General features: G+C 62.3%; 12 protein-coding genes. 4 read left to right on the top strand and 8 right to left on the bottom strand.

The window, feature by feature from the left end; all coding sequences use genetic code 11:
- Positions 1 to 44: 44 nt before the first annotated feature.
- Both I554_RS0118710 and I554_RS0118705 read right to left on the bottom strand, forming a co-directional pair.
- The gene (locus I554_RS0118710) at positions 45 to 1,463 is read right to left on the bottom strand and encodes a hypothetical protein (RefSeq protein ID WP_024574045.1); all 1,419 of its coding nucleotides are present in this window, start codon (positions 1,461 to 1,463) and stop codon (positions 45 to 47) included.
- Positions 1,464 to 1,566: 103 nt separating this feature from the next.
- Positions 1,567 to 2,154 carry an ABATE domain-containing protein gene (locus I554_RS0118705; protein ID WP_024574044.1) on the bottom strand — a complete coding sequence of 196 codons (588 nt, stop codon included), beginning with the start codon at positions 2,152 to 2,154 and terminating at the stop codon, positions 1,567 to 1,569.
- A gap of 112 nt (positions 2,155 to 2,266) precedes the next feature.
- Between I554_RS0118705 and I554_RS0118700 the strand changes: the two genes are divergently transcribed.
- The gene (locus I554_RS0118700) at positions 2,267 to 3,145 is read left to right on the top strand and encodes an alpha/beta hydrolase (protein WP_029659619.1); all 879 of its coding nucleotides are present in this window, start codon (positions 2,267 to 2,269) and stop codon (positions 3,143 to 3,145) included.
- 86 nt (positions 3,146 to 3,231) lie between these two features.
- On the opposite strand, the gene I554_RS0118695 is transcribed toward I554_RS0118700, so the two are convergent.
- The 5 genes from I554_RS0118695 to I554_RS0118675 all read right to left on the bottom strand — a co-directional run bounded on the left by I554_RS0118695 (position 3,232) and on the right by I554_RS0118675 (position 7,495).
- Positions 3,232 to 3,705: an RT0821/Lpp0805 family surface protein gene (locus I554_RS0118695; RefSeq protein ID WP_024574042.1), complete on the bottom strand. Its 474-nt coding sequence runs from the start codon at positions 3,703 to 3,705 to the stop codon at positions 3,232 to 3,234.
- Positions 3,706 to 3,788: 83 nt separating this feature from the next.
- A complete protein-coding gene (locus tag I554_RS0118690) occupies positions 3,789 to 5,189 on the bottom strand; it encodes a sensor histidine kinase (protein ID WP_024574041.1) in 1,401 nt (466 codons plus the stop codon).
- 158 nt (positions 5,190 to 5,347) lie between these two features.
- Positions 5,348 to 6,043 carry a response regulator transcription factor gene (locus tag I554_RS0118685; RefSeq protein WP_024574040.1) on the bottom strand — a complete coding sequence of 232 codons (696 nt, stop codon included), beginning with the start codon at positions 6,041 to 6,043 and terminating at the stop codon, positions 5,348 to 5,350.
- 101 nt (positions 6,044 to 6,144) lie between these two features.
- Positions 6,145 to 6,717, bottom strand: coding sequence for a 3TM-type holin (locus tag I554_RS0118680; protein ID WP_024574039.1), 573 nt, complete (start codon positions 6,715 to 6,717; stop codon positions 6,145 to 6,147).
- Entirely contained in the window at positions 6,704 to 7,495 is a 792-nt protein-coding gene (locus tag I554_RS0118675; RefSeq protein ID WP_024574038.1) for a glycosyl hydrolase 108 family protein, read from the bottom strand. The genes I554_RS0118680 and I554_RS0118675 overlap by 14 nt, the downstream gene beginning before the upstream one ends.
- A gap of 316 nt (positions 7,496 to 7,811) precedes the next feature.
- Here I554_RS0118675 and I554_RS0118665 point away from each other — a divergent pair, with 316 nt between their 5' ends.
- The 3 genes from I554_RS0118665 to I554_RS0118655 all read left to right on the top strand — a co-directional run bounded on the left by I554_RS0118665 (position 7,812) and on the right by I554_RS0118655 (position 11,773).
- The gene (locus I554_RS0118665) at positions 7,812 to 8,474 is read left to right on the top strand and encodes a hypothetical protein (RefSeq protein ID WP_024574036.1); all 663 of its coding nucleotides are present in this window, start codon (positions 7,812 to 7,814) and stop codon (positions 8,472 to 8,474) included.
- A 239-nt stretch (positions 8,475 to 8,713) separates the two neighbouring features.
- Positions 8,714 to 10,654, top strand: a complete 1,941-nt coding sequence (locus I554_RS0118660) for a glycosyltransferase family 39 protein (RefSeq protein WP_024574035.1) — start codon at positions 8,714 to 8,716, stop codon at positions 10,652 to 10,654.
- Between the two features lie 72 nt (positions 10,655 to 10,726).
- On the top strand, positions 10,727 to 11,773 hold the full coding sequence (locus tag I554_RS0118655) for a DUF4214 domain-containing protein (RefSeq protein ID WP_024574034.1): 1,047 nt from the start codon (positions 10,727 to 10,729) through the stop codon (positions 11,771 to 11,773).
- 6 nt (positions 11,774 to 11,779) lie between these two features.
- Here the strand turns inward: I554_RS0118655 and I554_RS0118650 are convergent, their stop codons facing one another.
- Positions 11,780 to 13,561 (bottom strand): DUF2793 domain-containing protein, encoded by a 1,782-nt coding sequence (locus I554_RS0118650; protein WP_024574033.1) that lies wholly within the window; start codon positions 13,559 to 13,561, stop codon positions 11,780 to 11,782.
- Positions 13,562 to 13,628: the final 67 nt, after the last annotated feature.

The following is a 13,628-nucleotide window of genomic DNA, read 5'->3' as shown; positions in this document are numbered from 1 at the left end:
GTGGAGGCAATAGCGCGCGGGGGTCTTGAGACCCTTGCGCCAGATCAACCGGCGCGTGGCTGCTTGGCAGGTTTTGCGGGCTCGGCCGCCTTGCGCTCCACCGGCCGCGCCATCTCGGCCGCCTTGCTCATCAGCGAGGCGTAATCCGGTCCGAACATCACCTCGCAGAACCGGATTGCGGCCTTCATCTGCATCAGGCGGAAAGCGCGGACCCTCTGGTCGTGGGTGCGCAGCGATTCCACCAGCGTCTCGGTGGCCTTCTCGACATAGTGCTGCAATTCGGTATGCGCGCGCAGCGACACTTCGTTGATCGCAAGCTCGCTGGCGTAGTTGCGGCACACGGCGACGAAATCGATCAGCGCCGCTGTCTCCTCGACGTCCACCGGATCGATCCGGTTCGCGGTGGTAACGTCCTTGTCCGGCCCCTGCCGTAGCAGCCGGCGCACGCGGCCCGGCACGCTGTCGATTTCCGATTGCAGCGAATTGGAAATTTCTGAGCGGATCGCGGCGAGCTGCTTGCCCCACGCCGAATCTGAGCGGATGTCGAGTTCGGTGCGCAGACCGCGAACGCCGTCATGCAGCGTCTTGAGATGGTTGGATGTGTCCTGAAACTGGCCGCGCTTGATGTCGTTGCGCAGCTCGGCGGCCACGCGCGACAGATCGTGGATCGCCATCGTCACGGTGACGCCGAACGGCGTGCCGGCCACGCGGATCTCGTCGTCAGATGCGGCCACCGCGATGCCGAGGCGGACGATCTGCCAAGGCGACGCGAGCCGCTGCATCACCAGCGAGATCGCGAACGGCAGCACCTGCGGAGTTTGCAGCGACGGAACGTTGAGCGCAGCCATTGTCGAAGTGATATGGGAATCCGCGAACACCCGGATATGTCCGGTCAGCTTGTTGTTGAGCTTTTCCAGTGCATCGTTGGCGCTGAGCACGGCGCCGATCGGCACGATATCCTCGACTACACTCGGCGCGCCGAGGCGTCCGAGTGTGCGCTGTCGCTCGCCGCTGGACAGCGCGCCGGTAACATTGGCGATCGCGTCTGAAGCTGCAGCCTGCACGGCACGGACAGCGGCATTGATTTCGGGTGTGGCAGTCGCCTGCGCCAGCGCCGCCTCGAACGCGCGAACCGCATCGGGAGCGCCCTCGCGGCCGAGCCAGATCCAGATCGGGCCCAGCGACGAGCGCCTGATCTGGCCGGGCCTGACATGGGGAATGTTTTCGACCAGAAACGGCTCGAGCGGACGGAACACCAGCCGCATCGGGTCGCTGGTGCGCGGGGTCATGTCCTCGCTCGGCGCGCGCACGATCATGCGCAGTTGTTCGAGCACGAAGCCCGCCACTGCAACGTCCTCGCCGCGCTCGATCGCACGCTCGAACTCGCGCATCAGCAGCGCCTGCGCCTTCGGCGGCAGCTGCCCGAGATACTCTCTCAATCGCTCGATCGACGATTGGCTCATGCGCCCAAACGCTCACCTTCGGTGACACCGGCGGGTGTCCACCGGGTGTCATAGCCGGGGCGTCGTTAATTTGGCGTTGAGGAGACCGGCCGGAGCGTGCGGCTCAGCCCTGCCTGCGCTGGCGAAACGCAGCGACCTTGTTCCGGTTGCCGCACAGCGCCATGCTGCACCACCGGCGCCGGTGGGACTTGGTGCGGTCGTAGAACCACATCACGCAGGTCCTGTCCTCGCACTTGCGGATCAGGTTGAAGTCGCCGGTGGCGAGCAGTTCGGCGGCTGCTTCCGCGACAGGCCCGAGCACCTGATCGGGCGTCTTCAGCGTCCGCCGGCGCGTCAGCCGCAAGCCCGGCTCGTCGCAGACAAGTTCCGAATGACCGGGCGACTTTGCGAGAAGGTCGTTAAGCGGCGACGGATCGATCGCACCGCCGCCTTTACGATCCACCACCAGCGCGCGCACCGTCTCGCGCAGGCGGCGCGCGGATGTCAGCAGACCCGGCATGGCGGGCGGAAGTTCGCCTTCGCCGTACCCCCCCGTCCGCACCAGCCAGTCCCGCACATCGGCATCCGAGGCCCACGAATCCACGGCTTTCCCGTCGATCTGCGCCAGGGTGTTCAGCATGTCGAGCACCGGATGATCCGCCGCCACATGGGGCAGGACAGGCTCGGACGGATCGAAAATCTGTTGGGTCATCATTGTCTCTCGCAGCCATGAACGTAACCATCAAAATAGCATTTGACAAGTTACAGCCCAGTTTGTAACCAGCAAAGACAGCTTTAACGGTTTCAACCCCGGAGTGCCTGCGATGTCCCCCTTATCCGTACCCGCCACCTCAATCCGGACCATCGACGCCGACGGCGTCAAAGTCTTCTATCGGGAGGCCGGGCAGCCGGACGCGCCCGTCATTCTCCTGCTTCACGGCTTCCCGACCTCCTCCCATATGTTCCGGACGCTGATTCCCCAACTCGCCAGCAAGTATCGTGTCATTGCACCCGATCTGCCCGGCTTCGGCTTCACAAGCGTCCCCTCAGAACGCAACTATCGCTACAGCTTCGATTCACTTGCAAAGACGGCGCTTGCCTTCGTCGACGCACTCGGTCTGAAGCGTTACGCCATCTACGTTTTCGATTACGGCGCGCCGGTCGGCTTCCGGCTGGCTCTCGCCCATCCAGAGCGTGTCTCAGCCATCGTCTCGCAGAACGGCAATGCCTACGAGGAAGGCCTGAGCGATGCGTGGAATCCAATCCAGCGTTACTGGCAAGACCCGACACCCGAAAATCGCGATGTGCTGCGCGGCTTTCTCACGCTGGACGGAACGCGCATGCAATACGTCACCGGTGTCAGTAATCCGGAGACGATTGCGCCGGAGTCCTACATGCTTGACCAGGCGCTGCTGGAGCGGCCGGGTAACGACACCATCCAGCTCGACCTGTTTCTCGATTACGCCTCGAACGTGAAACTGTATCCGGCGTTTCAGGATTACTTCCGGTCGGCGAAGCCTCCGATGCTCGCCATCTGGGGCAAGAACGATCCGTTCTTCATTCCGCCGGGCGCCGAAGCCTATCGCCGCGACAATCCCAATGCCGTCGTCGAGCTTCTCGATACTGGCCACTTCGCGCTGGAAACCCACGCGCCGGAGATTGCATCATCGATTGACCGACTGATGGCACGCGCGGCCGCTTGAGTTCATGAATCAAAAAGCCGCCCGGCTCGTCGGATGACGAACCGGGCGGCGATGAAGCGGACTCGTTTACGTGATCGGAAGTGCTGTCAGCCCACTGCCGTCCAGGTGCCGTCCGGATTGCGGCAGGCTGTGCCACGCTCGGCGGTCGGCTGACCGTTGATATAGACGGTGTGGGTAAAGGCCCGGCAGCGAGTCCCGCGCTTGGTATAGGCCGGACCCGGCACGATGTTGCCGTAACGGCCGGTGTCAGGATTACGCCAGTCCACAGGCGCGCCCGGCGCACCCCGATCGAGGGCGGTCATCTCCGCCTCGTAGGCGTATTGCCGATCCTGATCGTCCATCGATGCACCGATCCGGTTGCCGATGAGACCGCCGATTGCCGCGCCAGCCATTGCGGCCCCAACGCGCTCACCCGTGCCGCCGCCAATAGCCGAACCGATCAGCGCACCGCTCAATGCGCCAATGACGGTTCCGGAATTTTCCTTCGGTCCGCTGTCGGCGGCACAGCCGCCGAGCGTCAGCGCGGCCGCGAACAGAATGGCTGCTTTCGGATGATGCATATTGTCGTCCCCAAATTCGCTGCGGACACAAATCGTCCGGCGGGCGCTTTGAACGGACGAATGGGGCGAGAGAGCGGCGGGTTTCAGATTCCCGGCAGCACCAGTTCCGCCCGCAGGCCGCCGATCGGGGCCGCGCTGAGCGTGAGGCTGCCACCGTAAAGCGCGGCCAGATCGGTGACGATGGACAGGCCGAGGCCGGAACCCGGCTTGGTCTCATCCAGCCGCTTGCCGCGGCGCGCCACCTGCGTCCGTTCCGCCGGTGACAATCCCGGGCCGTCGTCATCGACGATGATGCGCAGCGTCGGATCGAGTGCGCCGCCGGGAGTCAGTTCCAGCAGCACCTCAATGAAGACCTTCTGCGCCGCCCACTTGCAGGCGTTGTCGACGAGATTGCCGACCATCTCCTCGAGATCCTGCTTCTCGCCGCGGAATTTCGCACCGGCATTGACTTCGGCATCGATGAGAATGTCACGGTCACGATGAATCTTTTCCATCGTCCGCGCCAACGCTTCAATCACCGGCGCAACCTCAGTCACGGTGCCGATGGTGGTGACACGGGCGGCGATGCGCGCGCGCTCCAGATGATGCGCGACCTGATCGCGCATGATGTCGGCCTGCTCCAGAACCTTGATCGCCAGCGGATCGTCCCGGTTGGCGCCCGCTTCATTGACGATCACCGACAGCGGCGTCTTGATCGCATGGGCAAGATTGCCGACATGGGTGCGCGAGCGTTCGACGATGGCGCGGTTGGCGTCGAGCAGCGCATTGGTTTCGCGCGCGAGCGGCGCGATCTCCTCGGGAAACTCTCCCTCCAGCCGGTCGGCCTGACCCGAGCGAATGGCCGCCAGCGAATTGGAAATGCGCTTGAGCGGCGCGAGGCCGTAACGCACCTGAAAGATCGTGGTCAGCAACAGTCCGACAGTGAGCGCCGCGAACGTCACCGCCAGATAAGTATTGAACGCCCAGGTCTCTTCCTCGATCTCGGTGGCGTCGCCCGCCACCGTCGCGAGGAATTTTCCCTCGGTGCCGAGATCGACCGGCCGCTCCACCATGCGCAGATGCTGGTTTTCCGGTCCGATGACATAGCCGAGCCGCACGCCGGACTGATCCAGTTCGATACCTTTGTCTTCGAGCTTGGGCAGCGACGCATCCCACAGCGACCGCGACGCGCGCACCTCCGGCTTGTCGCCATCGGTTCGCGCCATGCGCCAGTACCAGCCGGACAACGGCAGTTCGAACAGCGGCTCGCCGAGTGACTGCACGGATCGTTCGGACTTGTCGCTCTTGTCGCTCGGATCGTCAGGCTGCGCGGCTTCGGCGATCAGGGTGCGGAGATAGAAATTGAGCCGGCGGTCGAAGGCGCGCTCGGTCGAACGCTTGTAGACCGTCGACAGCACGATCCCGGTGATGACAAGGATCAGCACCACCCACGCCGTCGCCGACAGGAACAGTCGTGTTGCGAGGGATTTCGCGTGACGATTCAAAAAAACTCATCCCAAGTATGGCGCTTGCCCAGTGACGTGTTCGACCGCGTCATTGCGAGGAGCGCTTGCGACGAAGCAATCCAGCTCTTCGCACTGCCTTGGATTGCTTCGCTTGCAATGACGGTGGGCGATTCCGCTCCGCCTGAGCCTATCACACTTTACCGCGCGTCGGTTGCGGAAGCCTTTGTATCCGCCACCGGCGGCGCCAGCAGATAGCCAAGGCCTCGCACGGTCTGAATAATATCGACGTCGAGCTTCTTGCGGATGCGGCCGACGAACACTTCGATCGTATTCGAGTCGCGATCGAAGTCCTGATCGTAGAGATGCTCGACCAGTTCAGTGCGCGACACCACGCGGCCGGAATGATGCATCAGATACGCCAGCAGGCGATACTCATGCGACGTCATCTTGATCGGATTTCCGTTGACGCTGACGCGGTTGGTGCGCGTATCCAGCATCACCGGCCCGCAGGTCAGTTCGGACTGGGCATGGCCCGCGCTCCGGCGCAGCAGCGCGCGGATGCGCGCGAGGACCTCTTCGAGATGAAACGGCTTGGCGACATAGTCGTCCGCGCCGGCATCGAAGCCCTGCACCTTGTCGCTCCAGCGGTCGCGTGCGGTGAGGATCAGCACCGGCATGGTGCGCTTGTTGCGCCGCCAGGCCTCCAGCACCGAAATGCCGTCCATTTTGGGGAGTCCGATGTCGAGCACCACGGCGTCGTAGGGCTCGCTGTCGCCGAGGAAGTGCCCCTCCTCGCCATCGAATGCGCGGTCAACGACATAGCCTGCGTCCGACAAGGCCGTCGTGAGCTGGCGGTTGAGATCGGGATCGTCTTCAACAACAAGAAGGCGCAACGTCGTCTCCAGTGACAGGCTTGCAATAACCTAACATGAACGCCGCGGCGGTGAATGCTCCATGAACGGAAGCCGGGCCGGAGATTACTTTTTCTCCATACTCATTTCTTCTTCGCGACCGCCTTGACCAGCTTGTCAAACGCGCCGGGGGTCTCCTGACCGGTCGCGAGACAGAGTTTTTCCCGGGTTCGGCCGCTGACGTAAACGCCTAACACGCCGAATCGGAACCCCCAATAGCTGACCAGAAGGCCGGTCGCGCCGATCAGGGCGTTGATCGCCGTCATATCGCCGGTCCAGAATTCGTGGACAAGGACCACCCAGAGTGCGGCGCACTCCAGTGTTAACTCCAGCGCGTAAAGGGGGCGCCAAAGCCGCTGGAATAAATCCTGACTGGAGAGTTCCGCCCGGATTGTCGCCTGTGTCTCGGCGACCGAACCGCGGGCGGCTTCTGCTTCGGCGCGGACAGCTTCGGCCCACGTATTCTCGGCCTGCGCGATCCGCTCCGCACCGCAGGTCGGTAGCGCCTTGCCGACGGCCTCGGGCGTTGCGTCCGACGCACCGACGGCTTCCGCCAGGATGCGTCCCGCCGCGCCGCCGAGCGGCCCGCCAAGCGCGGTTCCGAGAATCGGCGCGCCAAGCCCGATCACCTGTTTGGCGATGTCACCCCAATCCATTGGATGTCCTTTCCGAGTGTCCCGTGACCGCCGCCTCTTGCTGCCGGCGGTGACGCCAGCGCCAGATCAGAAACACCGCGACTGACGCCGCGAGCGCGGCCGCGATAACAAGTGCCGCCACCTCGAAGCGTGACGTAACCGCTGCGGCCGCGGTGCCTGCCGCGATCACCGCGCCGGCTGACGCGGGACCGGCAGGGTTCTTCACCGGCACAACGGCTTTCCCTGCTGAGGTCTCAGAAGACGTCATCGTGACCAAGGCACGTCCCTGCGCCATGGCGGTTGCGGCCGCGCGCACCCCGTTGACGCGCGCCGTCCAGCCGCGTCCGAACACCGGAAAGATTTTCAGCCCTTGCAAAAACGCCAGCCGTTCCGTGCAAATCGCGGCAACAAGATCACTCGCATTGCATCCGGCAGCCGCAGCGATGACCTCATTCGTGATCGTGCTTGCGGTGTCCGGCATCTCGAGCACGCGGCGCAGCACCTTGCCGGCACGGCCGATGCCGGAGTTCACGCCGTAATCGAACACCGCATAATCGACGCCGGCGGGAAGCTCGTCGCAGCGCATCGCATTCCAGTAGCGCTCGCGATAGATCTTCCGCGCAACACTCTGCGGCATCGTCCGCACGTCATCGGCCGTGGCGTTGCCCTTCCAGTAGCGCCGCGCATCAATGAGCGTGATGCCGAAGTTGGTCGGTCCGCCGGGATCGGAAGGATGATCGGTATAACCGCCCTCGTCTTTCAGAAGACGCGTGAGCGATGCGTCGTATGACGACAGCATGACTCAGATCCTCGTCTTCAGGACATTCGCCCATGCAATGATTTTCGGCACACACAAACCGGTAAGCACGCCGAAGGCGTACAGGACCGCGAGCCCGACAATGGTCAGGAAGGTCATGGATGTTCTCCGTTTTCAGAGGCAGATGAACCAGACGAAGACGCAGGAAAGCGTCAGCAGGATTCCGATGGCAGGCCAGCGCATGGGCTTGGCTCTATGGGTTCGCGGCCCGCGAAGGCCGGCTGGTCAGATCGATATTTCCTGGGGTTATTGCCGGAGTGGCCGGCGCGCGGCGGCCACAACGTGATACGACCATCGCATGCTCAGAGCCCTGGCGGACCGCACATCGAGTTTCATCGGACGGAAGATCATCCCCTCCGGGGGTGAGCGTTTCCGGATCGGATTATCGCTGCGGTCGTTCCCCTACTTCCATCACGCGCATAATTGCGGTTTTCCCGGCAAGCGGAAAACCGAGCGCACGATCGAGCTGGCGCTGGCGGACTTCTGGCTGGACAGGGTGACGGACGCTGTCGAGGTCGGTGCCGTTACACCTTATTATTGGCCGGGACGGGTCAAGCACGTCATCGATCCCGCGGATCAGTCACCTCACGTCACACAACAGGCATCTCTGCTCGAGGTGGATCTTACCGGCCGAAACGTTCTCAGCATTTCGACGGTCGAGCACATCGGCGAACAGCGCTACGGCATGAACGAAACCGCGACGCCGATGCAGGGACTGGAAAAGCTGTTCCGGGAATGCGCGCGTTATCTCGTCACATTTCCTGCCGGCTACAACCCGATCCTCGATGAATTCGTATTCGCGGGCGGCGCGGACAAATTCGGCAAGGTCCGCTATCTCGTCCGCAACCCGGACGAAAGCTGGCGCCCGGCACCTCGCTCGCTGGCGTGGCGCGCCTATGGCGGCGACGGAATCACCTGGGCGAACTGCGTTGTCGTGATCGAAAAAGGCGGCGTTCTGTAGCGGTATTTGCTGCAATCCGGGCGCGTCTGGCGGATGCCCGGGAGATGTGGCATGTAGCAGACCGGCCGGTGAATTCGCATCTTTCCCACTGCAGAAAAGCACTCATGACCATTTCGACTGTCTTGCGGAAGCCGCCCGTCATTTTAGCTGCGGGGACCCTTCTGGTCGCTCTTGTGGTCTTCTTCCGGATTCACGCGCTGTACCCCACCGTATTCGGGGATGAGTGGACGTACAGCAGGATGTCCCGTCTCGAGCCCCTGCCTCGCGCGGCCATTCCCTCGTTCCTGTATCTTTCGCTCTACCGGCTGACGAATTTCTGCGGCGACGGGTTTCTGTCCTGCGCCCGGCTGATGAATGTCGCGTTTTTCTTCTCCGCAATCCCATTCATCTATCTCATTGCGCGGAAAGTCGCGACGCCGGCGCTGGCGGTCTGGATCGCCCTTCTCGTCGCGATCGATCCGATGAATTCCTACACGGCCTACTTCATGCCGGAGGCGATGTTCTTTTTCGTCTTCTGGCTATTTGCGTGGAGCGTGCTGCGGCTCGACGCAGCACACAAGTCCGTGGACCTGATCGTTCCCGCTGTTCTGTTCGGGTTTCTGGCTCTCGTCAAACCGCATCCGATCTTCATGTACCCCGCGCTGATCGTGTATCTCGGATACATGTCCCGGCAGGCGACGTATGCCGCATGGCTAAGGCTGTGGGCGATGCGGTCCGCGATCTTCGTTGGTGTTTCACTGCTTGCGAAACTGGCGATCAGCTCCATCTTCGCGGGAAAGGCCGGCCTGACACTGTTCGGCGGCTTTTATGGCTCAATCGTCACGCACGCCAACGGCCCCGAAAGATATGTCGAGTTGGCCTTGAAGTCGGCGACAAGCCTCAGCGGCCACCTGATGATCCTTTCCATTCTGTTCGGAACGGCCATCTGCGCCATGTTTTATGTCGCGGCGAAAGCCCTCAGTGAGAAAGACGACGGTGACGGCTCCCGGCGCATCGCCATCTTCACTTTTCTCGTCATCGGATCGATGGTCGGGCTGTCGGCGATTTTCACCGCAGCCATCGCGGGCTTGGGGCCTTCGGAGTCCCTCGCGCGCGTTCACATGCGTTACTACAACTTTGCACTGCCGCTTCTGCTCATTCTGGCCGGTGCGGGAATTGCCGATCATTCACGCCGCAGACTTAACATCGGCGTGACGATCGCCGTCGCCATTGCCGCTCTCACGGCCTACGCCATTGCCACCCGCATTTCAGGAGCGATCCCGACATGGGTGGACGCCCCGGAAGCCACGGCGGCGTCCGATCTGCCGTCACGCTTCTATCTCCTTGCCGTTTTTGGCCTGCTGGCCACCGTCGTATGGGCTTTCAATCAGCGCGCAGGCAGCAGGATATTCCTGCTCGCCTTTGCTCCAGTGATGATCGTCCTCAATCTGTACGCGGTGAATGAGTTCGCCCAGCGGTTTGAGAAGCCGGATGTCTACGACCGGGCGGGTATTGTTGCCCATCAGCTCTTTCCCCCGTCGGAGCGTTCGAACATCATTCTGTATGGACCTGATACAGGCTACCTCACCAAGGTCCTGTTCCATATCGACAGCCCGCTGCCGAAAACGGTGGGAACAAACCCGGCATCGCCTCCAGATCTCTCATCCATCCGCAACTCACAGAAGATCGCTATCGTATTCGAACCCAATACCGGCGCTCCTGCCGGTGTGACGGAAATACATGCGGACGGGTACTCGATCTTCAGGAGCGCGGTCCGTCCCGAACTTGAACTCGATCTGGATTTCACCAAACCCATTCAGTTTCCCGGACTCGCCAGCGCAACAGGCATCTCTGTCCCGGAACACTGGGGGGCATGGTCCGAGGGCGCCCTCGTGACATTGAAGTTCAGAAAGAACTTGCCGGAATCCCTGCGCGTTCACCTGCGCGCGAAAGCGTTCGGCCCGAATGTCGGCAAGCCATTCACGATGCGCGTCGGCGACCAGGCCAGGGATTTCTTACTCACCGACATTCCCCGCAACATCGAACTCAAATTCGGCAATCCCGGCGCAAGCGACACCATCACCATCGCGGTCCCTCAACCGGCCTCGCCTCACGAAACCGGTGTCGGCGGCGACCCTCGCAAGCTCGGAATCGCCATGATAGAATTCCGGATCGAGAAGCTGGACGGGTCCGGCAACTAGAACACCTCACAAGAAACTGCGGTCTCGGCACATGCGGCTGCCGAAACCACGGACACCTTCTGGAGACAGACAATGGGTTTGGGTTCTGTTCTGAACCTCATCAAATATCGCAACGTCGTCGATGAGCTTTACCGCGGCCTGCTCGGCCGGGAGGCCGATGCCGATGGCCGTGCGCACCATTTGAACCTGCTCAGGAGCGGCGTGCCGCTGTCGCAACTCATCAGCGGCCTGGTCTCGTCCGATGAATTCAGACAGAAGAATCCGAAGAGCGGTGAAGAAGAGCCCGAAGGCTGCTCGAAGGCCGAAGCGATCGCCATGTTCGCGAAATTCGAGGACCCGGACCGCAAGCCACGCGAAGGCTTCACGACAAATTTCATGGGCGGCGTCGTGGCCGTCAACGTGATCGACATGCTCGGCGGCCGATCCGGCTTTGTCGAAGGTTACCCGATTCCGGCGAACATTCAGGGCCGCACCATCGAGTGGATGGGCACACTGCAATCCGTGCTCGATGCACGTGGCTCCTACTCCATCGTCGAACTCGGCGCCGGATGGGCGCCGTGGTGCGCTGCCGGATATGTTGCCGCTAAGAAAATGGGGATCACCGACATTTCCGTCGTCGCGGTCGAAGGCGACAAGGGCAAGATCGCCTTCATCCGCGACAACTTTGCAGCGCATGGAATCGACGAGAAAGCCACCACGATCACCTATGGCGTCGTCGGCCCGTTCGACGGCTTCGCGGAGTTTCCCGACCTGTCGGTCGATCCCAACATCAACTACGGCCTTGCCGCGGACTTCAATGCCGCGAAAAAAGACGTCAAGATGCTGAAGGTCCCTGCCTTCAGTCTCAAGACCATCCTGGCGCCGTTCGACCGCGTCGATCTTATTCACTGCGATGTGCAGGGCGCGGAAGCCGACGTGTTCGAGGCCGGAAGGGATGTCGCGCTTGCGAAGGTCAAACGCGTCGTCATCGGCACCCATTCGCTCGACATCGAAAGGCGTTTGATCGGAATCTTCAAGGGCTGGGTCTGCGAAGGCATGACATCCGGCGAATACATCGTCCCGTCGATCCTGACCCGGGACGGCTGCCAGATCTGGCGCAACCCCAATCTCACATCGTAACGTACACTACAGGATCTGCCCGCCGGTCGCGGTGGTGCCGTTCGCATTGCCAGGAAAATACGCGGTGGATGGCGTCGCCTGCGCGCCGGACGTGAAGATCACGCTGTTGCCCTCGATGGCGTAGCGCGGTCCGGTGGTCGCGCCGCTGTAGGTGTTGGCGTTTCCATAGATTAGCGACAGCGTATCGGCATGGGCGAAGCCGCCGGCGAATGCCGGTGTGCCGGTGATGGTCACCGTCGCCGCCTGATAGCGGATCGAGCCGCCGATGCTGGCGTGCAGATGATAGTAAGCGCCGCCGGTGATGCTGTAAGCGACGAAACCGATGATCGATCCGCCTTGCAGCGCCATCATGTGAGCAACATCGCATGCCCCGAATTCCATCTTGCCCGTGATGTTGCACTGGGCACCGAGATCGGCGGAGATGCCGACGCCTGCCGTGGTGGTGATCTTGAGACCTTCCACCGAGACCACGGCATAATTCGAGCAGTAAATGGCGTTGGCGCCGCCACCGCTGATCACGACATTCGCCGGCGTCGTGGTGTCGCCCTTCACCTTGATCGTCCCCGCGCCGATCTGCGGAGAACTCACCTGAAATCCTGCGAACGTTCCCGCGCCGAGCTGGATCGTGACATTGAACCCGCCGAGATCGAGCTTGTTGTAGACGGTGTCGATCGCCTTCTGCACGGTCAGAAATGCGCCGCCCGATGTATTGGCCAGCCCGTCGTTGCTGTTGCTGCCATCCGAGCAGACATAATAGGTCCTGGCTGCGGTCAGCAGCTCGCGGACCACGGGGGCTGGACGCGCGATCGCATACCAGCGCGACGCGGTGCCGTCATAGCGCAGCAGCGCTGCTCTCTTCGCGCCAATCACGACATCGCTGCCGAGCGCAAAGCGATTGGCGGCGGATGAGGACGCGCTCTCGTTCAGGAGCGTGATGATCTGGCTGCCGGTATTGAGGATGACGACGACGCGGCCCTCTGCCCCGCCCGCCAGACCCGAGACGCTGCGCGATGCATCGGACGACAGGTTGACGACAGATGCCGAACTGAAGCCGGTTGGACTGTAATCGTTCTGGTTCGAGCTGATCTGCGACGGCGAGATGACACCCGTCAGCAACATCCCGCGTGAAAACGCCGCGTTACCCGAACTCTGATCGATGGCCAGCGCCTCGACAAACGCCGATCCATCGCTCGAAACCTTGAGCCTGAAGGCATCCGATCCAATCAGGCCGAACTCGGCGCGGCCGGAGAACGCATCGGAGAACACCACCGATGCGGTTTTCGCGCTGCTCTCCTTGGAGATTTGCAGGCGCATGTCGCCGGTGCCGCCGCCGGCGACAGTGACTGCGCCGAACAGCGCGGCATTGGATTTCACCGTCAGAAGATTCGGACTGCTCGCGGTATCGTTGATGCCGAGTTGAGCGACACTGCCTGACATGGCGCCAGCGCCGCCCGCGACATCGGTCCACGCCGTCCCGTCATAGACCAGCAACGCGCCATCGGCGTCGCACCACGCACACCAGCCGGGCTTCGGGACCAGAAAGCGCCATGCGCCGTCTTCATAAGCGGCAACCGCGTCAGCGTGTCCTGCCCATGCGCCGGTCGGCCCCGCCGCGACGATATGACGGTCGCCTTCCGCCGGTGCGGTGGGAGGCGCGGTGCGATCGGCATCGAGCACGCCAATCTGCACCACGGCGTCCAGAATCCGCAACGCCTCGTTGTGCGTGACATGCTTCTGCGCCTGGCTGCCTTCGATGAAAGGCATCCCGAGATGAACTGTGTCTGTCATGAGAGAGATAACTCTGTTTGCGATGAAATACGCGGCTCTCCGCCGGCATGATCAAGCTCCCTCTCCC

This window comes from Afipia sp. OHSU_II-C1 (assembly GCF_000497575.1).
Taxonomy (GTDB): Bacteria; Pseudomonadota; Alphaproteobacteria; order Rhizobiales; family Xanthobacteraceae; genus Afipia.
Note: the sequence above shows the minus strand (reverse complement) of the source record. Positions and strands in the feature narration are given on the sequence as shown.